This window comes from Facklamia miroungae, assembly GCF_012396555.1.
GTDB lineage: Bacteria > Bacillota > Bacilli > Lactobacillales > Aerococcaceae > Facklamia > Facklamia miroungae.
The window spans coordinates 192631-215044 of record NZ_JAAXPS010000002.1 but is presented as its reverse complement, the minus strand read 5'-3'; the positions used below and the strand labels follow the sequence as shown (position 1 = coordinate 215044).

Below are 22414 nucleotides of genomic sequence, written 5' to 3'. Positions count from 1 at the left end.
CCTACTTTCTAAAATTCGGTTGATAAAAACTACGGCGCTCAAGTGGATAAATTTGAGCACTTTCTTTACCTGGTTCTGTTTTATCTAAGACAGAAGTAATCATATTGACAGTTGCATCTAAGTTATCTATATGATGGAGAATTTCAGCTTCTAATAAACGTGGTTGGACTGGACTACCATATTCTAACTTCCCATGATGAGCTAAAACAACATGTTTAAGTAATACCACGGGCTCTTTATCCGGATCAATACCAATTTGCTGGCAAACTTGATCAATCATTTCTGACATAATAACAATATGGCCGAGCATTTTTCCTTTAAAAGTATACTCAGTTGAAATTGCTCCCGAAAGCTCAATTGTTTTGCCTATGTCATGTAAAATAAGTCCTCCAATCAAGAGACTTGAATTCAATTGAGGGTAAATTTCTAAAATGGCTTTCGCTATCTTTAACATCGAAACGGTATGGAAACTAAGACCACCAGCCATTGCATGATGATTTCTTTTAGCAGCAGGGAAGGTATAAAATGCCTCTTCATGTTCACTTAAAATCTTGCGCACAATCCGATTAATATTCGGTTCATGTATTTGGAATAAAGCATCATTAATCTGTTCCTTGATCTCATCAATTTTCATATCAATTCTTTCAACGTAAAGAGTGGGATCGTTTGGTTCGCCCTCTTCAGCTAAACGAAGAGCTTTGATTTTTACTTGAGGGCTGCCTTGATAATTATCGCGATCTCCCCTTAAGAAGACCACTCTTCCTACTTGAAACTTATTAATTTCTTCTTCAGTGGCAGACCAATACATACCGTCCATTGAGCCGGACCGATCTTGGAAACGAAAAGCAATAAATGGCTTACCATTACGCGCGGTTCTAACATCTGCGGCTTTAATTAAGACGTAAATGCCAAATTCGTCTCCTTCTTTTACTTCATATAATAAACTCATTTAGCTCTCCCTTTCTGTCTCAGTTGAAATATTTTCGATCAAATCATCTAAATTAATCATGCTATCAACTGCTAGTGTATCAGCAGCTTGCTGATCAAAAGTAAAGAATAGGACTTGATGGTTCTGACTGATTGTCTCTAGTACTTGATACATGCTTGCTTTACGTACCTCATCAAAATTCACAAACGCATCATCTATTAAGATAGGCATTGATACCATTGATGACGCATTTGCGATAAACGCTAAACGTAATGCTACATATAATTGCTCAAGTGTTCCTTGCGAAAGTTCATGGGGGGCAAAAAGTACGTCTGAAAACTGCTTCACTTTAATCCCATTCTTATTCAACTTAATCTGATTATAACGTCCATAGGTTAATTTAGAAAAGATTTCGTTGGCCATTTTGTTCATTTCAGGAATTGGATTATCCATGCCTTGTCTGAGCGTACGGTAAATTAATTCAACCGCTATTTTCTTCTTACTCCACTCTTGAATACCATTTAAGACTTCTGCTTTTTTATCTTCCAATTTTTGCTGTAAGACTTGATAACTACCATCTTGTTCCAACTGATTAAGAGCTACTTCTATATTGGCTCGTTGATATTGATGGGGTTGGATTCGACTTTTATTAAGTGTTAATTCGTTTTGAACCTTATTATATTGATTAATTAATGATTGTTTACTATCAATACCGGCCATTTCATTTTCGAAACCTTTTATTTGATCACTATATAATTCACGCTTTTCTTTTAGCTGTTGAATCTGTTTATTCGTTTGAACTTTTTGTCTAAAGTCTATTTCATCAAATGAATTGGTTGATTGATAGATTTCTTCAATCACCCTAATTTGATTATTTAGATTGATTTTCTCTTGTGAAATGATTTCTTGAGCATTATTGATACGTTCTTCCATCGCCTTACCTCGCTCAACTTGCCGAGCAATCGATACTTCTGTTTCTTCGATATGATGAATCAAGACTTTTATACTTTGATCGCCTAATGGAAAACGTTCAAGCAACGGCGTTATCTGTTTACGCCATTTAGCTACTTCAACATTTAGATCGTTACGTTCTTCTTCATACTGTTGTCGAATCGTTTCAGCTTGAAAATATTCTTTAACAGGGTTCGACTTAAGAATAATCTCAGCATCCGCCGTCGGATAAAAACCTAAGGCTACTAACCATCGTTGTTGTTCTTGTTTCTTTTTAGCGAGTTCATTCTCAATCGCTCGCAAATTAGCTTCTCTTTGATTAATATCTTTACCCAGTTCTTGACTTCTTTCATGATACTGATGATCTTTGCTTTGTAATTCGGCCATTTTTTCAATAGCTGGTGAAGAATTATATTTCTTTTTATATTTTTGATGCTCAAAAAAAACATAAAGTGTTGATAAAATTCCTATACCTATTAATATCAACGCAATCCAGCGGAAATTAATTCCTGTTTGTTTCAGAGTGTGATAAACCCCAATAATTATACCCACTAAGATAGCCAAAATCCCAATAAAATAGTGTCTGAAATTAGTAGCCTGTTGCATTTGGGCTTTTTCATTCATGCGCATATTTTCTAGCTTAGCATATTGTTGTCTGACAGTGATTGAGTAGGTTTGTAGCTCTCTCCGCTGGTCAAGAAATACTTTTCTTTGAGCTTGCAAGGATTCTTTCTGTCCTTCTAGGTCATCAATTGCAGCCTGCAACTCGTACCCTTCTTCGATTTCACGATCAAATTCAGAAGTCTTTTTTACTTTTTCTGGATAAAATTGCCCTTCTCTAGCTAGTCTTGCCATCGTATTAGTTTGTTCTTGAATTCGCTCTAATACATGTTCTAAGCGTAAATCAACTTCCTTTATATGCGAAGTTTCACTCGACCATATTCTTCTTTGATCGGCATGATTTTTGCCCCAAATTAAACGGGTTAATGCACTCATTTCATTATTAAGATTACGGATCCGTTCTTCCATCTGTTGAATAGTCTTTTGGCTTTCAATTTTAGACTGAATTGCCTCTTCTAGTTTATCTGGAAGTTCTGGATCCATTTTGGTATAGACGAGTTGTTCTAACTCTCTTTGAGCTGCTTTATCTTTTTGATAACTATCATAACGAGTCATTAATTGATCAAGTTGTCGTTGTTCTTCTTCTAATTGCTGAATCGTTTCATTGAGAATTTCAATTTTTTGAATTTCTTCTTGCTGTTGCTCAAACAATTGATCGTACCGAGCCATATTCGTCTTCATCTTTTCAATCGACTGAGCCAATTCCTCATATTCAAACAGGGCTTGGTTTAGTTTCGGATTCTTCCCTTTTAATTTATAAATTTGACCAAGATCTTTTTCAAAATACTTGGCTACCGAAAGAAACTTATCCGAACCCACTGTTCCAATCGAAAGAAAGTAATCGCCTAATTTGTCTGCATCAACGTTAGATAATTCTTGCAAATTTTGCAGTGAAAAAGCATAAAAAGAATCAAAAAGATTTTCATCCAAACCGCCCAAGATTTGATCTAAAACCTGCTGATCTAACTCTTGACCGTGAGTATCAGTCAAGGTCAGTCCCTTATTCGTTCTTTCTACCCAGATATCCCCATAGGTCGTATCAGTAAGTAGAATTCTACCACCATAAACTTCACTAAGTTTGGGCTCATAACGATTAATTTGATTAATGCGACGACGTTTAGAAGGAAACCCAAAAAGGATACTTCGAATGAAAGACTGAAGCGTTGATTTACCTGCCTCATTCTGGCCAAAGATTAACTGTAATTGATTATCTAAGTCAAAGCGTTGGTTGACCCACTTTCCATACCCGTAAATATCTAAAGTGCTAATCTTCAAGTTCAACCGCCTCCTTAAATTCAAATCCAATTGCTTGAATCATCAGTTCTTTAGCCGATTGAATTGTTTCTTTCTTCAACTCTTCATCAGAGATTAAATCGGGCATTCTTTGTTTAATGACCGGGTGATCAAACATTTCTTCTAAACTCTCTTTGTATGCAGAACCTTTAGCCATCTCCAGACAAGCCTCTTTAAAACTTGCCTTTAATGTTTGATCATACTCAAAGGCATCAAGAACCATCTGGCGTTCAAGTTTCACCCGCACAATGATGGCAAACTGTTCTGTCGATTGAGGTTCTGTCAGAATCGTTTCAATCTCTCCCTTTTCAATTTGCTCTTGCAAGTCAATCGGAAGACGCTGAGCATTCGTTAAGGTCAAAGATATGATCTTAGAAGGTAATCCCTTATCGACTTCGTCTTTATAATTGTCAACTAAATCATTGATTGCCCATAAAAGTTCGTTGATTTGCCAATTTTCCTGACATTCAATTTTCTCGTCTTTCCATTCAATTTCAGCTAAATGAATAAATTCAGAGTCTACGTTTCGATCTTCATTAAAAGTTACTATGTAAGCACCCTTTTCCCCAGTTTCTAAGCGGTTTCTACCTTGCGGACTACCTGCATATTGAATTAAAGGGAACTGAGATAAACGAATTCCTTGGTGAATATGACCTAAGGCCCAATAATCATAATTTTTCGAAGATAAATCATCTATGGTAAAAGGCGCATAATTACCTATTTGGTTTTGGCCTAACAACTCTCCATGATAGACCCCAACGGTAAAATCTGTTTCCTTTGGATTAATGGGAAATTCTTTAGCTTTAGATTCATGAATCCACCGGTGAGAATACGAAAAACCATAAAACCGACAAGTAATATCTTCAGCCGTTTTAATATCTATATAGTCAATCGATTCCTCTCTAAAAACATAAACATTTGCCGGATACTGAACGAACAAGCGTTGGTTGTTCAAATAATCATGATTCCCATGACAAATAACGACTGGAATTTCTGCTCTTTCCAATCGCTCTAGTTCTTTTAAAAAAGCATGTTGGGCATAAATCGTTTGTTTTTGTGTGTCGTAAATATCCCCTGCAATAATAACAGCATCCACACCCTCTTTAATAGCATAAGAAACGCCTCGATGAAAAGCTTTATAAGGTGCTTGGATTAAGACTTCTTGTAAACTTGGATACTGCTTTTGCATTCCAGCAAAAGGACTATCTAAATGTAAGTCAGCAAAATGCATGAAACGCATTTCGGTCTCCTCTCTCCAAAATTCATGGTTGATAAAAACAACTGAAAGAACCTCGAAATTTATTTGTTCGATGGCTTTCAGTTGCCAAGTCTAATTATTCAGTTGGCGCTTGATATAATTCTTGTAATGGCTTTGTAATGATTTGATTAATTTCTTCCATTAGGAGACCAAGTTGTTGTTCATTCTCCATTAACTTCTTAATAGAAGGGTTTTCCATTACTTTTGCATACAAGCTTTGAACCTCTGTAATTTTTTCTTCACTCGGCTCTTCAGTCATTGTTTGAAGTGATTGTGATACATGACGAAATTCTTCAAATAATCGATTGCTCTCTGGATTTTGTTTAATTTCTTCAAGCGCTGACTTTACATTCAAATAAGCGGGCAACTGTCTTAATTCGCGTTCTAAAGTGTTGGCTGTATCATAAATATTAATGTTCATAATAACCTCATTTCTATAGTTCAATAGTATCAATTTATTGGCTTTATTTCAATGAAACAGGAGCGAAAATCGTGAATTTTTATTAAGCTAATACTTTAAATTGGAAGATCTAAGGTATCCAACCAATTGATCATTTCTTGCGTTTTTTCATTTGTAAAGGACTTTACTTGCTCCCATAGATTCTCACCATTTTCTTTAAGAGTCGAAAGTTCTTCATTAAAGTCTATGTCAAGCCCTTCTAACCAGTCTCCTCCTAATTTTCCATTGGTATCGTCTTCCATTTGAGAAGCATAAGTTACTTCAAAAGGAGTTTGTGGCGAGTAAGCCATGATATAAGAGGTTTGGCTATTAAATAATTTACCCATACCATTTGGCATAATTTCATCTAAATCGGCACTTTCAACATCATCAAGACCAATCCAGGTTGCAATGGCAAAGTCCGGTGTATAGCCTACCATCCAGTGATCTCTGGTCTTTGTAGAGCCATCCGAAACTTCAGTTGTTCCCGTTTTACCTGCAATTATTCCACTATTTGGTCCAGCACCATATCCCGTACCATTCCCTCCATATGTATCTAGCATCATACTTGTCATATCTGCTGCTACTGTTTTGGTCATTATCAGATGCCGTCTCGGTTTTTCATTTTCATAAACAACTTTTCCTGAAATATCTTCAATACGTCTAATAAAATAAGATTCATTGCGAATTCCTTTGTTCGCAAAGGTTGCATAGGCTGAAGCTAATTGCACTGGACTCACTCCAGTAGAAAATGCTCCTAAAGCTAAAGTTAGTTGCTGGTCTTGTTTAGGAACCTCAATGCCAAATTGATGAAGTTTATCTACCGCTGTTTGAATACCTAACTTGTCTAATAGATAAACGGCTGAAGTATTTTTACTCTGTGCTAGAGCATAATATAAGGGTACTTCGCCTCTGGGATCCGTCTCGCGGTTAAAATTTTCTGGTGCAAAATGATCTTTACCATACGCTTTAACTTCATCAGGCACCATAGAATGTATATTATAACCACTTTCTAAAGCTGGCAAATAAACTGCTAGAGGTTTGATAGTTGAACCGGGAGCTCGGAACATGTCACTCGCTCGGTTAAACCCTCGGTAGACATAGTCGCCTCTACCGCCGAAAATAGCCATAATCCCTCCAGTATGGGTGTTTACCACCGCACTAGCACTTTGTACGATCGGCGCATCATAAACACCATCATTAAATAAATAAGCATTTTCCTGATAAGCATTATTGAGTCCCTGTTGCGCATTTACATCTAAATTAGTATAGATGCGGTATCCCTTAGACATTAAATCTTCCTCAGGTATATCCACCAGTCGGATGGCCTCATTAATAACCGCATCAAAATAAAAGGGAAACTCATGTCCAGAACTAGTCGGAATATAATTATCCATTAAAGGAATGGGCATTGTTTTGTATTCTTCAGCATTCACAAATGAAATAACGCCCTCTTTAGCAAGTAAGTCAGCAATTACATTCCGACGATCGATAGCAGCTTGATAATCGTCAATGGGATTATAAATTGAGGGACCTTTCAAAATGCCTGTTAAAACCATCGACTGATTTTGATCTAATTGATAAGCACTAATTCCAAAATATTTTTGAGCAGCATCCTCGATCCCCCAAACACCATTACCAAAATAGGCATTATTTAAATACATTTCTAAAATTTGGTCTTTAGAATACGTTTTTTCAATTTCTAAGGCCAAAAATAATTCTTTTAGTTTTCTCTGAAAGGTTTGATCCAGGGTTAGAAAGGCATTTTTTGCCAACTGTTGCGTTAAAGTGGACCCACCACCACCAGAAGTATTACGATTAATTAATAAGCGAAAAAGAGCCCGTCCGATTCCTATTGTGTCAAAACCATTATGCTCATAAAAACGTTTATCCTCTGTTTTTACTACCGTCTCTTGCATAATTGGAGAGATTTCATCTAAGGAAACATAGGTTCCCTTTTGTGATAAAAGCGTTCCTGCATACTGATCATCTTGGTCATATATTTCAGTTTTTGTTTGTAAAGAATCGTGAAGTTGCTTAACATCCGTCGACTTTGCAATAAAAACTAAATAGGAAGTTAAGAATAAAGAGAGTGATAAAGTAATAAAAATTAACCATTTCCAACCTCGATAATAGCGCCATAGATTTTTTAATCCTTGAATCATTGTATATTGTTTAACTTTCAATTTATTTTTTACCATATAGTCACCTGCTTCTCTAATACTATCATAGTTAGGATCAAAATCACTGGCTTCCTACTATAGCCTGATTTTATTTGTAATTATACTAAAAGTTTAAGAAATTTTATTAAAGATTATATGATTTTTAAACAGGCATTCAAAAAGCCTTCTAATAAAAGTGTCAGTTCAAACACTGTAGAAGGCTTCAAATAGTTCTATCTTAATTTAAAATAATAGTTTCTTTAAGAAGGTCGTCATATATCTTTTTATAGGCTTTAGCTGGTACTGACCAAGAAAAATCCTTTTCCATCGCCTGTACAATTAAATGCTGCCAAGCATCTTTATGGTTAAAATAGGTATCTAAGGCCATATTAAGCGTAAAAAGTAAATTGTCCCGATTAAAACCGTGAAATGAAAAACCTGTGCCTTGACCTGTGAATTTATTATAGGCTTCAACCGTATCCTTTAGACCTCCCGTTTCATGAACGAGCGGAAGCGTTCCATAACGCATAGCGATCATTTGCGAAAGACCACAGGGTTCGAAGGCTGAAGGCATTAAAAACAAGTCGCTAGCTGCATAAATCTGCTGAGCTAAATTAATATCAAATTGTATACAAGCTCTAAACTGACTAGGGTATTTATTTTCAAAATAGCGAAACGAATCTTCAAAACGTTGATCACCCGTTCCCAAAATAACCATTTGAACTTTTTGCTGTAATAAATCATCTAGGACTTGTTCAACGAGTTGCATGCCCTTTTGATCCGTTAAACGACTGACAATCCCTATTAAAGGGACATTTTCATCTTGTTCGAGCGATAAAAATGCTTGGAGATTAGTTTTAAGTTTAACCTTATTAGAAATATTCTTCGCATCATAATGATGGGATAAAAATTTATCTGTTTTAGGGTCATTGGATGCTTGATCAATTCCATTGATGATTCCTCGCAGCTTCCACTCGTTGACTCGTAAGACTGGATCTAATCCCTCACCAAATTCTGGGGTTAAAATTTCTTTTGCATAAGTTGGACTAACCGTTGTTACACGATCAGCAAAATTTATCCCCCCTTTAAGGAAATTCATCTGGTCACCAAATTTTAGTCCATCTTCGGTAAAAGCATTATAACCTGTACCAAACACATTAGGGAGCATAGCAGCATCATAAATTCCTTGAAAACGCAAATTGTGAATGGTTAGTACTTTACGAATATGTTGAAGTGATTGTTTCCAATGATAGCGATCAACTAACAAAGCGGGTACCATAGCTGTCTGCCAATCATTACAGTGAATAATATCAGGAATCCAATCAATCACTTCCAACATTTCAATAATAGCTGTTGAAAAATAGGCAAAACGTTCTCCGTCGTCCCATTCACCATATAATCCTGCTCGATCAAAGTAGGCCAAGTTATCAATAAAATAATAAATTACACCCTGATAGCATAACTGCTTGATACCACAATAAACATTACGCTGTCCTAATTGGAAGCGAAAATGAGCGATTTCTTCTACTTGTTCAGAATATTCTTGCGACATTTGACTGTATAAAGGTAATACAACTCTGATATCAATAGATGTATCTTTAGCCAATTCTTTAGGTAAAGCATAAGAGACATCACCTAGACCACCAGTCTTAAAAAAAGGAGCCGCTTCTGCTGAGGCAAATAATATTTTCATGTCGACCTCCTAGTCTACACGTGCATCCACAACTTCATTTTTAGCTCTGACAATTAAATGATCTGGGCGTCCACGAATGACTGTGCCTGGTTTGACCACAACGTTCTTATCTAAAATTGCATATTCAACCGTGGCTCCTTCACCAATAACTACTCCTTGTTGAATGATAGAATTTCGGACACTTGCATTCTCACCAATTTGAACTCTACGATTAATCAAGGAATCAATGACTTCACCATAAACCGTTGTTCCTGTGGCCAAAATCGCATTCCGGACATAAGATCGTTCATGGTAATAGGTCGGGATGCCATTTTTAGACTTGGTTCGAACAGGTTGATCTGTATGAAAAAGGGCTGCAAAAGATAAGTGATTAAGCATATCCATATTCGCTTGATAATAAGCTTCAATTGAATTGATATTTGCTGTGTATCCTCTATATTCATAGGGGTGAATACTGAAATCCAGCAAATAAAATTGAATAAGATCATCAATTTCTAGATATTGTTCTTCTTTTTCTGCGCGATTAATTAAATCTAAGAGAATATCAACTGAAAGAAAGTACATATCTAAACTTGAACTGACTGAAGCTGCAGCAGGTTTTTCAGAATTGGGCAATAAATCAACGATATTCTTTTCTTCGTCAAATGCAACAATTCGTTCATTAGGATGGTTCATACCAATAGTTGAACTGATTACATTCTTATAAACTAAAGTGACGTCTTTGCCACTTGTGATATGAGATTGTCTTAAATCATTTATATTTAGATTTGCAATAATCTTAGACCCTGACACAAAAACATACTCTGCTTTCGATCTTTCTAAAAAGATTCGATGGTTATAATAGTACCCTTCATGATCATTCTCATGATGATAACGAGCCTTCCAATTCTGTTGTGAAAAAGTGAAAATACCGCCTCTAATTCGTGAATCAAGATTCCAAGAACCCCCCGAACGAATATGATCATATAGCGAACGTCCTGATTCTCCAATAAACATTGCTACTGACTGGACTTGCGCATAAGAAAGTGAGGATAAAATAAAATCAATAATCCGGTAACGACTGGCAAAAGGCAGGGCTGCAATTGGACGATTAAAAGTCAAGGGGTAAAGGGGCTGATTATCTTCCGTTAAATTTAAAATTGCACAGGTCTTCCGCTGAACCATTTAATTCTTCCTTTCTATTTGATCTCCAAAACCGACTACAGCTATATCTCTTTCCGTTCCAATGACCATTGCTCCATCAGCAATTCTCGCATTTTCACCAATAATCGCATATTCAATCCGACATGAAGCACCTATTCTGGCATTAGCCATGATTACTGAATCAGTAATCTGCGAATCTAGCCCTACTTTTACATTTTCTGAAAGAATCGAATGGTGAATTTCTCCTGACACATAACACCCATCAGTTACGAACGAATCGTAAATAGCTGCATGATCAGTGACGACTTGCGGAGGCAAAACAGGATTATTAGAATAGACACGCCAATCGGGATTGGAATGATAAAGAGGATGATCTTGATTCAAAATCTCCATATTCGCTTCCCATAAGGAGGCAATGGTTCCTACGTCTTTCCAATATCCATCGAAAGCATAGGCATAGCATGCTTCCCCATTGGCCAAATAAAGCGGAATTACGTGCTTTCCAAAATCTTCTAGTTGATTTTCTTTATCTTGATCTTCAATCAAATACTTGCGTAAAGTTTGCCAGTTGAAAATATAAATTCCCATTGAGGCAAGATTTGATTGGGGTTGTTCAGGTTTTTCTTCAAACTCAACAATTCGATCTTTTTGATCAGTATTCATAATGCCAAAGCGATTTGCTTCTTCCATCGGCACTGGTTTAACTGCAACTGTTAAAGAAGCTCCTTTTTCTTTATGAAAGTCTAACATCTTTGCATAATCCATTTTATAAATATGGTCCCCAGACAAAATCAAGACATACTCAGGATTGATCGAATCAATGTAAGCAATGTTTTGGTAAATAGCATTAGATGTACCCTTAAACCATTTTTCTCCATCTGTTGATGAATAAGGCTGTAAAATGGTTGTTCCACCACCACTCGCATTGAAGCCCCATGCTTCTCCATTGGCGATGTGCCCATTTAATTCTAAAGGTTGATACTGGGTTATGATTCCTACTTTATGAATGTTCGAATTTGCGCAGTTACTAAGAGTAAAATCTATAATTCGATAGCGTCCACCAAACGGCACTGCAGGCTTAGCAATGCTTTTGGTCAATACTCCTAATCTTGTTCCTTGACCACCGGCTAGAATCATAGCTATCATTTCATCTTTCATTTTAATGTTTGGATGCTAGCTGATTAGCACCCTTCTCCTTTCTATCTTGATAGTAAATATGTTCAATAAACTGCACCGATAAGGCTGGAACCTCAATCAAACAACTATAATCTTGTTTCTGACAAGCTTTATTGAATGAATGATATGTTTTTAACCAATCTGTTTGATAACCAGCAAATTCTTGGGCTTGACTATTCAGATAAACTTTGTATTCTCCACTTTCAGGTACACCTATTTCGACATCATAATAATGATTTTTTGAAAAATTGATCATAATGATAGAATATGACTTTTTATCCTTAGACCACCGAATCAAGCTCAGCAATCCTCTTGTCAAATCGTCAGCATCTAGAATAGTTATACCTTTAGGACTGTGATCTAATTGATAAAACTCTGGTCTTTCCAAACCAATCGTGTTAATTGTCCGAATAAAAGTTTGATATTCACTATTATACTCTCTACTTAAGCCTTTCCAATCAAGCTCTTCATAATAGCGCCATTCAAGAAATTGGCCCAACTCATTCCCCATAAAATGCAATTGCTTTCCAGGTTGTGCTAACATATAGGCATGTAATAAACGTAAATCAGCAAATTGGTCATAACGATCCCCAGGCATCTTAGCTAAAAGAGACTTCTTCCCGTGTACTACTTCATCATGAGAGAAAGGCAGTAAATATCTTTCTTTAAATTGGTACATAAAGACAAATGTGATTAAGCGAAGCTGGTTTGGACGCTGATCATAGGGTAGTTGGAAAAAGCGTAAAACATCATTCATCCATCCCATATTCCATTTATAGTCAAAACCAAGGCCCCCTTTAGCAATTTCAAGTGTTATTCCACTCGAAGATGTTGCTTCTTCTGCGATCATGTATACATCGGGATAGTAATCTTGAACCCATTGGTTCATCATTTGAAGAAAAGCAAAACCTTCTAGGTTCTCATTACTACCATATTGATTCGGTGTCCAAGGCCCTTGGTCGAAATCAAGGTAGAGAATATTAGAAATGGCATCAGCACGGATACCATCCAGATGAAATTCGGTCAGCCAATAATTTAAATTGGATATTAAAAAGGATTGAACCTGTAATTTTCCTAGATCAAAATTCAAACTCCCCCAACTATAGTTTTCAGCTTTCTGAGCGTCTTGATATTCATAACAAGCATGTCCATCAAAATAAGCTAAGGCGTTAGCATTACGATTAAAATGGCCGGGTACCCAATCTAAAATGACTCCTATACCTTCTTGATGAGCGAAATCCACAAAATATTTGAAATCATTGCTGCGACCGTATTGACCTGCTACGGCATAATACCCTGTCACCTGGTAGCCCCAAGAAGGCGGGTATGGAAAAGCCGTTAAAGGCATAAATTCAATGTGAGTATAACCCATCTCCTTAACATAGGGAACTAAACTATGCGCTAATTCTTTAAATGAATAGTGGCGACCATCAGGATGTTGGCGCCAAGAACTTAGATGCACCTCATAAATTTGTAAAGGACTCGCATATTTGTCTTTTAATTTGCGCTTTTGTAACCAATCATGATCCTTCCAGTAGTAATCATCTAGATCTTCAATAATTGACGCGTCTTGCGGAGGGGTCTCAAACCGGATGGCATAGGGATCTATTTTATATTCAATGTGATTATTTCCATGATCTATACCATACTTGTAGCATTGACCTGCTTGAGCTTTTTCTACAAATAAGGTCCAAACTCCTCCCTCTACTCGTTCCATTGGAAGATTTTCCCAATTCGAAAAATCTCCCAATAAATACACTTGCCAAGCTTTCGGAGCCCACACACTAAATTGATAGCCATTAGAATGAGATTCTATACGCTTTGATCCAAGAAAGTGATAGGCCTGATCATGGATTTCAAACGCAAACTTCTTGATTTCATTAATTAACCTATTTCGATCCAAGGAAAATTTCATTCGCAACCTTCCATTCTTATAATTTGATAAGTAAGAGACGGACTATTAAGTGAATTAGGTAACTTTGTCAATTACTAATATTGTAACGGATCATAAGCTATTTTGAAAGAACAAACCCATAACAAAGCTTAATTTAAAGACTAATTCTTTGAATGAATGACGCTCATTTTTTAATAATCAAGAAATGATCTTAAGTTTATATCAATCAAAATTACAATATTTTTAAATGATAAATCAATTAAACAAATAAAGCCCCTATAAACACTAAGTACAAGTGGTTATAGGGGCTTTATTATTCGAAACTCTTAATAGAGCTCCAGCGAGTATTATAATACTCACGAATCGCAAAATATCATAAGATATTGCAAGTTGGAGTTCACATCTCCAACTTGCCCTGTCACCTTCCTGGCTTGAACTCGAAGTTCTAGACAGTCTGCTTCCAATCTACCAGATTGTATTCGACTCATCGCAAGCAGTATCGTAACATAGCTTAGAGACATTTACAAGTTTATACTGCTAAATTTTTATTTTCCATGACTTCCAAACGAAAACCATCAGGGTCACTCACGAAGAAATAGGAAGCTTTTTGTCCTGGTAATCCTTTAAGCTCCGTTGTTTCATAACCGGCTGCCTTGCATTTCTCATGCTGGGCCTGCAAATCATCGACTCCAATTGCCATATGAGAAAAGCCATCGCCAATTGTATAACCCTCTGAATCATAATTGTAGGTTAACTCTAATTCGAAGTCAGATCCTGGAACTTGTAGGTAAATGAGGTCAAAATTATGTTCAGGAAAACGACGATCACGCATTACTTTAAAATCAAATGTTTCAGTATAAAACTTCAAACTTGCCTCTCGATCCTTAATACGATAGCAAGTATGCAATAGTTTCTGTGTCATTTTAATTCCTCCTCTAATATTATTCTACATATTTAAACTTTGAAAGGCCATTGGTACCAATTCTCTGACACTTGTTTGATAAATCTCTTGATCCTTACGTGTTAGGTACACAGGAGTATCGGGTCCAGCCATTTCAACTAATACCTGACGGCAAATCGAACAGGGGGTTAGAAAATCATCCGTTTCTCCTGCAACCGCGATCGCTTTAATAAAACCAGGTCGGTAACCTTCAGAAACGGCAGTATAGATTGCTGAACGCTCTGCACAATTTGTCGCACCGAAAGAAACATTTTCAACATTGACTCCTGTATAGATTTTTCCATCCTCGGTCAAAAGGGCTGCACCTACTGGAAAGTGCGAGTAGGGGCAATAAGCTTTTTTTACTGCTTCACGAGCATGTTCCATCAACGTATTAATAGTTTGTTTGTCCACTTTAATCCTTCTTCCTAATCTATTATCTAATCCTTTGACTCATCTATTTGAAGATGAATCACTTGATTCTGCTGTAAGCTGGCCGTTAATTGACGCATTGGATCGGAATAATTAACCCAAGCATAATAAGAGAAACCCGTCATTAAATAATAAGCTGAGCTGTCTGACGCTCCTAAGGCATCTTCTAACTCTTCCACTGTGATATAGCCGTTTGTCTCATAATTGCTATAAGGTGTTTGAAAGTCCCTATTGGCTTTAAATACTTCCTCATCAAAAGAATGGAAATTTGCTTGCAACAACTGGTCTGATGTGTAGGTTATTTTAAGATAGACTAACTGGTCAGAAGAAAGAAAATAGTATTCTTCGACTAATAGATCGTCTTCGTCTTTACTGATACTTGCTTCTCCTATTTGTTCATGAATTGAGGAGCGAGAAAAATTACTAGCTGTAATTTCTGTTTGCGTTTTGGATTGATAAAGTTTTATTTGATCTTCAAGTGTTTGGATATTTTCTTGATAATTATTTAAATCTTTGACTTTTGACAGAGCTAATGATGCAGGGATCAAACCCTTTAGTTGAGCTTTTAAAGAACGATTGTCGTCTTTTAAATCATCCATTTTTTCTTCACTTGGCTTAGGAACTTTTCGTTTTTTAGCCAATTCAAGTGTTAAATTTGGATTCACCAATGGAATGTGATGCGTTTTTAAGAATTCATTTGCCAAGTAATCTGCTAAAACAGCCTGTTCTCGAAAATAAGCTAAGTGAAAGTCTTCTTTTTTTTCACCTGAATGAACTTGGACCAAAAGTCCTTTATCTTCTATAATATCGCCATCCAATGTGGCCGTTATTTGAAAATCCTCTCCAATACCACGCGCAATTTCTAACGGTTGGTTTGATTCTCTTATTGACTTCAATGGCCCATAAAATTGACTACCAAGATAAATAAGCTGATCAACTTGATAAATTGATATTATTTCAATCCCATAGTCAGCTCCTTTTTCTTTAAGAAGGAGGGATTCCATTCGATAATCATTTTCTAAATCCACACTCGTTCTTTTAGGTTCTATATTGTGCTCTTGGACAAATTGACCGATCTTTGATTCAAGATCTACTTCTGTTAAAGAGTCTTTTAATGATTTCGTGTTATCTTTTTTTTCACTTTTATTGCTGGTAGAAAAATCTTCAAGTATTTGGTTAGCCATATCATAATAATCATTCTCCGTTAAAGCTTTTACACGAGGTACTGCTAAGAGAACACTGACCATTAATAAAACAATAGTTACTGCCCCTCTTCTTGTAAACAAAATTTTATTTTTCATCAATTTGTTCCAAATCATAAATTAAACGTCCTTCAGCATACAGCACAGGGATTCCAACATTACCATTTTTTTTCGCAACATCAAATTCCTTGCGACTATCCCTTAGTTTTAAGAATTCTTTCAGATTATTCATAGAATCTGTGATGTTAACAGCTTCATAGCTGATTTGCAGTTGATCTAATTGATTGACAAAATCCGTCGTATTTGGGCATTTGTCAGAAAAATAAACTTTGTTCATTTCTATCACTCCTATATCATATTAGTTATATTATACAATAGATTTTATAAAAGACCTACTCTCGTCTAACATTAACTTTAATTGAAAATTATAAAAATAAGGGCTAAACTAAACAGGTATTTTAATTTGGAGGTCAAACGATGGAAAAAACAATTGATTGGTTCTGGCGGTTTGTTAAGGGAATGTTTATTGGGTCTGGTTTTATCCTACCCGGTGTGTCTGGTGGTGCTTTAGCAGCAATTTTTGGTTTATACGAACGAATTATCCGCTTTTTGGCTAATATGACTAAGAATTTTGTTGAAGATGTTGTCTTCTTTATTCCGGTCGGCCTAGGTGCCTTGACTGGAATTGTAATCCTCTCATTTGGAGTCAGCCATGTGCTTGAAAATTATGAGACCTATGTCATGTGGTTCTTCGTTGGTTGCATAGTCGGAATGTTACCCTCATTGTGGAAAGAAGCGGGTGATAAAGGGCGCGTTCAGTCTGATTTCGTTATTATGATCTTCTCTTTTATTATGGCTTTAGCGCTCCTCATTTTCGGACAAGATTTGTTTGGAGGACAAGTTTCAGCCAACTTTTTCACCTGGATGATAGCAGGAGCTTTAATTGCTCTAGGGGTTCTAATTCCAGGCTTGAGCCCTTCCAACTTTATCCTTTATATGGGTATGTATAAATTAATGTCTGATGGATTTAAGAGTTTAGACTTGGGAGTCATTATCCCAATCGGTGTTGGTGGCCTGTTGACTATACTCCTTCTTTCAAAATTAATTGAAAGTATATTTGATGCTTATTACGCAAAGTTCTTCCACTTTATTTTTGGCGTCGTTCTAGCCTCCACCTTTATGATCGTTCCCACTGATTATAGTGGGATTACTTTAAATGGTTATGCAATGTGTGGACTCATGCTTTTATTAGGTAGTGCATTAGGTTGGTGGATGTCCCGCCTAGAAGAAAAATATAAAAGGATCAACTAAACTTTAATGATGTGTGCCATTTCAACTCTACCCCGCATATTTTGAGACAGGGTTTTAATTTACCATCTCTTTCCATCTAAGAGATAAAATTGCAGCTTGTAATTCTTTCACTTATAATGAAAGAGACAAAATATTAATTTGTCATACAACTAATCTAATCAATAAATCAGCAAAAAGGAGTTTCAAATGACCTTACTTGAGCGTTATACCCAAGACCTCTATCAAAAAAAAGTATATGATTGTGATAATAAAGAACTCTACACCGTTTTAATGGAAGTTGTTAAGGAACATTCTCGTCGACTTCCTTATCGTGACCAAGACCAAAAGCGAAAACTCTATTATTTTTCAGCAGAATTTTTAATCGGGAAAGTATTGAGTAACAATCTCATCAATCTCGGTATTTATAATCAGGTTAATAATGAACTGATTGCCAACGGAAAAAGCTTAATGGATATTGAGCATGCTGAAAGAGAACCGTCTTTAGGCAATGGTGGCTTAGGAAGACTGGCCGCCTGCTTTGTAGATTCAATCACTAAAATGGGTATTAATGGAGATGGCATTGGTTTAAATTATCACTTTGGTCTATTTAAGCAAGAATTTTCCGATAATCAGCAACACACTGTCCCCGATGCGTGGTTAACTGGTAAAGATTGGATTAAAAAGTCTCATCTTTCTTTTGAAGTGCCTTATGCTTCATTTATACTAAAATCAACATTGTATGATCTAGACATTTTAGGTTATAAACAAACGCACCGCAACCGTTTGCGTCTTTTTGATCTTGATACAGTTAAGGAATCAATCGTATCGGAAAACTCCATTGAATTCGATAAAACAAACATTCAAGAAAACCTAACTCTCTTCTTGTATCCAGATGATTCTGATCATGAAGGTAGATTACTTCGAATTTACCAACAGTATTTCATGGTTTCAAATGGAGCTCAACTCATACTTCATGAAGCCAAAGAAAAAGGAAGCAACCTCCACGACTTAGCTGAATATGCTATTATTCAAATCAACGATACTCATCCGAGTTTTATTATTCCTGAATTAGTGCGCCTTCTAATAAAAGAAGGTATCGATTTCGAAGAAGCTTATCAAATTGTCACAGAAATCACAGCCTTCACCAATCATACCATCCTTGCAGAAGCGTTAGAAACTTGGCCTTTCAGTGATATACAATTAGTCATGCCAGAAATCGCTAACATTATTCAACGTCTTGATCAAATTGTTAAAGATCGCTATCCAAATCAAGCTGAAGTATGGATCATTGACGGTTCAAATTTTGTACACATGGCACATTTAGCCATTCATTTTGGTTTTTCCGTTAATGGTGTTGCGGAATTACATACTGAAATTCTTAAAACATCTGCCTTAAAACCTTTTTATGAAATTTATCCAGATAAATTTCATAATATGACCAACGGTATCACCTTCCGTCGCTGGGTGATGGATGCCAATAAGGAACTATCTGAATACCTAGATTTAAAAATCGGAACGCTTTGGCATCGTAATGCGGATCTTTCGCAATTTATTAATTTTAAGGAAGATGAACGCACTTTAAGTAAATTGAGAGCCATCAAACACAACAATAAATTACGTTTGAAGAAACGTTTACAAGACCGAATGAAAATAACAATCGATGAACATTCAATTATTGATATTCAAATTAAACGCTTCCATGAATATAAACGTCAACAGATGAACGCTTTGTGGGTCATTCACAAATACTTGGAGATTAAAGATGGCAATATACCTGAAACACCAATTACGGTTATTTTTGGTGGAAAAGCTGCTCCAGCCTATACCATTGCGCAAGATATTATTCACTTAATCTTAACTCTCTCACAACTAATCCGTTTAGATAAAGACGTTGCCCCTCACCTACAAGTTGTTATGGTAGAAAATTATAATGTCACAAATGCCTCTTACCTTATTCCAGCCGCAGATATTTCTGAACAAATATCTTTGGCCTCTAAAGAAGCTTCAGGAACAGGAAATATGAAATTTATGGCTAATGGGGCTTTAACAATCGGAACCTTAGATGGAGCAAATGTCGAAATCCTTGAAAAAGTTGGAGATGAAAATATTTATATCTTTGGTAAAGAAAGTCAGGAAATTATTCACCTATATGAAAGTAATGGCTATTCTTCAAACGAATATTACCAAAAAGAAACCATCAAACCTCTAGTAGACTTTATTGTTTCGCATGGTATGTTATATTTTGGAAATGAAGACCGTCTGACACGCCTTCACCAAGAATTGATCCATAAAGATTATTTTATGACTCTGATTGATTTGGAAGAATACATTGTTACTAAGGAACAAATGTTGAGCGATTATGAGGATATTGACACTTGGTATCAAAAATCAGTTGTTAATATTGCAAATTCTGGCTTCTTCTCAAGTGATCGGACCATCGGCGATTATAATGATACTATTTGGCATCTACCGGTCTCTTATGGTGATGAATAAAAGTAAAAAAGACAGGACACTTTGTACTGAACCCCTAAATCCGGACTCGGATAGAGGGGTTCTTTTTATTTATTATTAGCTAATAATTTCCATTTAAGTCATGACAAAAGTATAATGAGAGAAAAGCTATTTTATAATTTAAATCTGCTTTTTCCCATTGCAAACCTCCACTTTACTTTTTATAATGTTTACATATCAATTATTTCTCAAATTTTTGATTTATTTACTTAATGATTCAATTATCTATCGCAAATTATTGAATATGAGGAGGTATATAATGAAAATCGAAATGAATACTATCCAGTCTTTCGTAAAAGATAACAAGTGGTTTATTTCACTCTTTACCGTCTTAATAATTCTAAGACTTTTTATCTTCAGTGTTTATAAAGTTGAAGGAGCTTCTATGATGAATACCTTTGAACATAACGATATTGTTATAGGAAGTCAAATTACTAAGGTTGACCGTTTCGATATAGTGGTATTTAAAGTCCCGGAAAAAAAGAAAAATTACATTAAGAGAGTTATTGGCCTTCCGGGAGATACCATCGAATATATTGATAGTATACTTTATGTCAATGGAGAAAAAGTTGATGAGCCCTATTTAACAGACCAAGTAACGCAGGATCTTAAAGTGGATTCGATTCCAGAAGGTTACTTATATTGCTTAGGAGACAATCGTAAAAATTCTGTAGATTCAAGAAAGATCGGTTTAATTCCTGAAGAAAATCTACTTTCAGAAATTAAAATAATCCTCTTTCCCTTTGAAAAAATAACTACTTTCTAACCGAGATATCAAAAAGGAGTTAAAACAATCGTTTAAACTCCTTTTTAAAAATCTTTATTTTTGATCATATAAAGCACTACCTACCCGAATAAAGGTTGCGCCTTCTTCTAGAGCTATTTGATAGTCCCGTGACATCCCCATACTAAGCTCTGTACAGGGAGCCCAAGGATAATTCTTTCTAACAATTAGTTGTTGTATTTCTTTCAATTCAGCAAAATAGTGATGGAGTTCCGTTTCTCCAGCATCAATTGGAGCCATGGTCATTAATCCAACAATTTGAACTTTATCATAGACCTCAATAGCTTCTACTGCTTCCATCACGCGATCCGGATCGAATCCTCCCTTTGTCTCTTCACCAGAAACGTTGACCTGCAGAAAGCATTTAACTGCCTGGTCTGCTCTTTTTTGAATTTCTTTTGCTAAAGATAAACGATCCAATGAATGTAAATAATCAACCTGATTAATAATTAATTTTACTTGGCGTGATTGGAGATGACCAATAAAATGCCAAGTAATTTCTGATTGAATATCATTTAGAGCTTCTATTTTCGCTAGGAATTTATCCGAGCGATTTTCACCCATATCACGAACCCCTAAATCATAAAGTTCTCTGGTAGTCTTAGCATCAACAAACTTTGTCACTGCCACCAATTTGGCCCGATAAGGCGCTATATCTTTCTTTACTTTTGCTAAATTCTTAGCTATCCTTTCTTTATCCATTCATAAATCCCCCTAATACATAATAATTTTCATATAGCCAAGTTGCAAAATTTAAAATGAGTGGAATTGTAATCAAAGAGCCGACGGTTGTCAGTAAAACTATTTTAGCCCCTTTCAAATAATCGCCTCCCACTAATTGGCTCAATAGTGCTGCCATCATGGCGGAAGGGCCAGCAAGTATCATTGTTAAAATAAAGAAAGTCTCAAAACTTAGACCAGGTATTAACAACAGCATAAATAAATTAATAAGCGGCCATATAATTAATTTAATAACAGCTGTTTGCCATAATTTCCAATCAAGATAGTCTGAAACTTTGGCAATATCGACAAAATATGCTCCCAATATTATCATTGCTAGAGGAGAATAAACTTGATTTAATTGATGAATTCCTTGTGATAGGATGGGTGGAATAGGCAAATTCAACACTTGGATTATTGCACCAATTAAAAAAGCTAGAAGAATCGGACGTGGTGAGAATTTTACTTTAGGTTCTTTATCTTTGACTCTAATCATTCTTAAACCAAGCGTCCATGAAAAGAAGTTCGTAACCAGAAATAGTCCTGTGGTAATCATAACGAAGGAAGGATCAAAAACCGCTAAGGTCAAAGGAATACCGATAAATCCAACATTCCCAAAGACTGTCGCAAACTTAGACACCCCGTCCTCATCTTTACCAAAATACCAATGTCCCACATAAATTCTCAATAATACAAAACAAGCATAAATAATCATTGCTAGAAAAAATTGTATAATCAGTTCTTGGTGGATCGGCTTGAAAAAAGCTTCAACAATTATCAAGGGAGTTAAATATTTAACAATCACCGTATTTAATTGACTAATAGTGGTTTGCGACAGAAGATCTTTCTTAACTAAACTAAACCCAATCACCGCTATAGAAATCAGTATAATTAATTGCTTAAAAATGATGAGTGCTAAATCCATATCTCCCTCAATCTTTCATGACATTTTACTAGATCTTATTATAACTCAACTT

General features: G+C 35.8%; 18 protein-coding genes. 3 read left to right on the top strand and 15 right to left on the bottom strand.

Translation table 11 applies throughout. The features are described 5' to 3' along the window. Window position 1 precedes the first annotated feature (1 nt). From HF969_RS03080 to HF969_RS03020, 13 genes are all read right to left on the bottom strand, one after another. Window positions 2–949 carry a 3'-5' exoribonuclease YhaM family protein gene (locus HF969_RS03080; RefSeq protein ID WP_090289306.1) on the bottom strand — a complete coding sequence of 316 codons (948 nt, stop codon included), beginning with the start codon at window positions 947–949 and terminating at the stop codon, window positions 2–4. Next, a complete protein-coding gene (locus HF969_RS03075) occupies window positions 950–3775 on the bottom strand; it encodes an ATP-binding protein (protein ID WP_090289305.1) in 2826 nt (941 codons plus the stop codon). Then, window positions 3765–5033: a metallophosphoesterase family protein gene (locus HF969_RS03070; RefSeq protein WP_090289304.1), complete on the bottom strand. Its 1269-nt coding sequence runs from the start codon at window positions 5031–5033 to the stop codon at window positions 3765–3767. Before HF969_RS03070 ends, HF969_RS03075 begins: the two co-directional genes overlap by 11 nt. Before the next feature lie 94 nt (window positions 5034–5127). Further along, window positions 5128–5472, bottom strand: a complete 345-nt coding sequence (locus tag HF969_RS03065) for a YlbF family regulator (RefSeq protein WP_090289303.1) — start codon at window positions 5470–5472, stop codon at window positions 5128–5130. Between the two features lie 95 nt (window positions 5473–5567). Next, complete coding sequence (locus HF969_RS03060) at window positions 5568–7691, bottom strand: PBP1A family penicillin-binding protein (RefSeq protein WP_245694802.1); 2124 nt, start codon at window positions 7689–7691, stop codon at window positions 5568–5570. 199 nt (window positions 7692–7890) lie between these two features. Next, window positions 7891–9345 carry a glycogen synthase GlgA gene (glgA, locus tag HF969_RS03055; protein WP_090289302.1) on the bottom strand — a complete coding sequence of 485 codons (1455 nt, stop codon included), beginning with the start codon at window positions 9343–9345 and terminating at the stop codon, window positions 7891–7893. 9 nt (window positions 9346–9354) lie between these two features. Continuing rightward, window positions 9355–10509, bottom strand: a complete 1155-nt coding sequence (gene glgD / locus HF969_RS03050) for a glucose-1-phosphate adenylyltransferase subunit GlgD (protein ID WP_090289301.1) — start codon at window positions 10507–10509, stop codon at window positions 9355–9357. Further along, a complete protein-coding gene (locus tag HF969_RS03045) occupies window positions 10510–11646 on the bottom strand; it encodes a glucose-1-phosphate adenylyltransferase (protein ID WP_090289300.1) in 1137 nt (378 codons plus the stop codon). 1 nt (window position 11647) lies between these two features. After that, the gene (glgB, locus tag HF969_RS03040; RefSeq protein WP_090289299.1) at window positions 11648–13579 is read right to left on the bottom strand and encodes a 1,4-alpha-glucan branching protein GlgB; all 1932 of its coding nucleotides are present in this window, start codon (window positions 13577–13579) and stop codon (window positions 11648–11650) included. Between the two features lie 508 nt (window positions 13580–14087). Further along, the gene (gene gloA, locus HF969_RS03035) at window positions 14088–14480 is read right to left on the bottom strand and encodes a lactoylglutathione lyase (RefSeq protein WP_090289298.1); all 393 of its coding nucleotides are present in this window, start codon (window positions 14478–14480) and stop codon (window positions 14088–14090) included. Window positions 14481–14504: 24 nt separating this feature from the next. Further along, window positions 14505–14912, bottom strand: coding sequence for a cytidine deaminase (gene cdd / locus HF969_RS03030; RefSeq protein WP_090289297.1), 408 nt, complete (start codon window positions 14910–14912; stop codon window positions 14505–14507). A gap of 26 nt (window positions 14913–14938) precedes the next feature. After that, entirely contained in the window at window positions 14939–16231 is a 1293-nt protein-coding gene (locus HF969_RS03025) for a hypothetical protein (RefSeq protein ID WP_143406542.1), read from the bottom strand. After that, entirely contained in the window at window positions 16221–16469 is a 249-nt protein-coding gene (locus HF969_RS03020) for a hypothetical protein (RefSeq protein ID WP_090289295.1), read from the bottom strand. The genes HF969_RS03025 and HF969_RS03020 overlap by 11 nt, the downstream gene beginning before the upstream one ends. Window positions 16470–16609: 140 nt before the next feature. On the opposite strand from HF969_RS03020, the gene HF969_RS03015 reads away from it, so the two are divergent. The 3 genes from HF969_RS03015 (at window position 16610) to lepB (ending at window position 20699) form a co-directional block, all read left to right on the top strand. Next, on the top strand, window positions 16610–17443 hold the full coding sequence (locus HF969_RS03015) for a DUF368 domain-containing protein (protein ID WP_090289294.1): 834 nt from the start codon (window positions 16610–16612) through the stop codon (window positions 17441–17443). Window positions 17444–17629: 186 nt separating this feature from the next. Next, window positions 17630–19915, top strand: coding sequence for a glycogen/starch/alpha-glucan family phosphorylase (gene glgP, locus HF969_RS03010; protein WP_090289293.1), 2286 nt, complete (start codon window positions 17630–17632; stop codon window positions 19913–19915). Window positions 19916–20192: 277 nt separating this feature from the next. Then, the gene (lepB, locus tag HF969_RS03005) at window positions 20193–20699 is read left to right on the top strand and encodes a signal peptidase I (RefSeq protein ID WP_168427149.1); all 507 of its coding nucleotides are present in this window, start codon (window positions 20193–20195) and stop codon (window positions 20697–20699) included. Window positions 20700–20753: 54 nt separating this feature from the next. On the opposite strand, the gene HF969_RS03000 is transcribed toward lepB, so the two are convergent. Together HF969_RS03000 and HF969_RS02995 are read right to left on the bottom strand one after the other, a co-directional pair. Next, on the bottom strand, window positions 20754–21419 hold the full coding sequence (locus HF969_RS03000; RefSeq protein ID WP_090289291.1) for a YggS family pyridoxal phosphate-dependent enzyme: 666 nt from the start codon (window positions 21417–21419) through the stop codon (window positions 20754–20756). After that, window positions 21412–22362, bottom strand: a complete 951-nt coding sequence (locus HF969_RS02995) for an AEC family transporter (RefSeq protein ID WP_090289290.1) — start codon at window positions 22360–22362, stop codon at window positions 21412–21414. The genes HF969_RS03000 and HF969_RS02995 overlap by 8 nt, the downstream gene beginning before the upstream one ends. Between the last annotated feature and the right edge of the window lie 52 nt (window positions 22363–22414).

What these genes read in the sequence shown, in the direction of transcription:
- HF969_RS03080 (WP_090289306.1), bottom strand. Translation starts at nt 949, where the DNA reads ATGAGTTTATTATATGAAGTAAAAGAAGGAGACGAATTTGGCATTTAC.
- HF969_RS03070 (WP_090289304.1), bottom strand. Translation starts at nt 5,033, where the DNA reads ATGCGTTTCATGCATTTTGCTGACTTACATTTAGATAGTCCTTTTGCT.
- HF969_RS03065 (WP_090289303.1), bottom strand. Translation starts at nt 5,472, where the DNA reads ATGAACATTAATATTTATGATACAGCCAACACTTTAGAACGCGAATTA.
- HF969_RS03060 (WP_245694802.1), bottom strand. Translation starts at nt 7,691, where the DNA reads ATGGTAAAAAATAAATTGAAAGTTAAACAATATACAATGATTCAAGGA.
- glgA (WP_090289302.1), bottom strand. Translation starts at nt 9,345, where the DNA reads ATGAAAATATTATTTGCCTCAGCAGAAGCGGCTCCTTTTTTTAAGACT.
- glgD (WP_090289301.1), bottom strand. Translation starts at nt 10,509, where the DNA reads ATGGTTCAGCGGAAGACCTGTGCAATTTTAAATTTAACGGAAGATAAT.
- HF969_RS03045 (WP_090289300.1), bottom strand. Translation starts at nt 11,646, where the DNA reads ATGAAAGATGAAATGATAGCTATGATTCTAGCCGGTGGTCAAGGAACA.
- glgB (WP_090289299.1), bottom strand. Translation starts at nt 13,579, where the DNA reads ATGAAATTTTCCTTGGATCGAAATAGGTTAATTAATGAAATCAAGAAG.
- gloA (WP_090289298.1), bottom strand. Translation starts at nt 14,480, where the DNA reads ATGACACAGAAACTATTGCATACTTGCTATCGTATTAAGGATCGAGAG.
- HF969_RS03025 (WP_143406542.1), bottom strand. Translation starts at nt 16,231, where the DNA reads ATGAAAAATAAAATTTTGTTTACAAGAAGAGGGGCAGTAACTATTGTT.
- HF969_RS03020 (WP_090289295.1), bottom strand. Translation starts at nt 16,469, where the DNA reads ATGAACAAAGTTTATTTTTCTGACAAATGCCCAAATACGACGGATTTT.
- HF969_RS03015 (WP_090289294.1), top strand. Translation starts at nt 16,610, where the DNA reads ATGGAAAAAACAATTGATTGGTTCTGGCGGTTTGTTAAGGGAATGTTT.
- glgP (WP_090289293.1), top strand. Translation starts at nt 17,630, where the DNA reads ATGACCTTACTTGAGCGTTATACCCAAGACCTCTATCAAAAAAAAGTA.
- lepB (WP_168427149.1), top strand. Translation starts at nt 20,193, where the DNA reads ATGAAAATCGAAATGAATACTATCCAGTCTTTCGTAAAAGATAACAAG.
- HF969_RS03000 (WP_090289291.1), bottom strand. Translation starts at nt 21,419, where the DNA reads ATGGATAAAGAAAGGATAGCTAAGAATTTAGCAAAAGTAAAGAAAGAT.
- HF969_RS02995 (WP_090289290.1), bottom strand. Translation starts at nt 22,362, where the DNA reads ATGGATTTAGCACTCATCATTTTTAAGCAATTAATTATACTGATTTCT.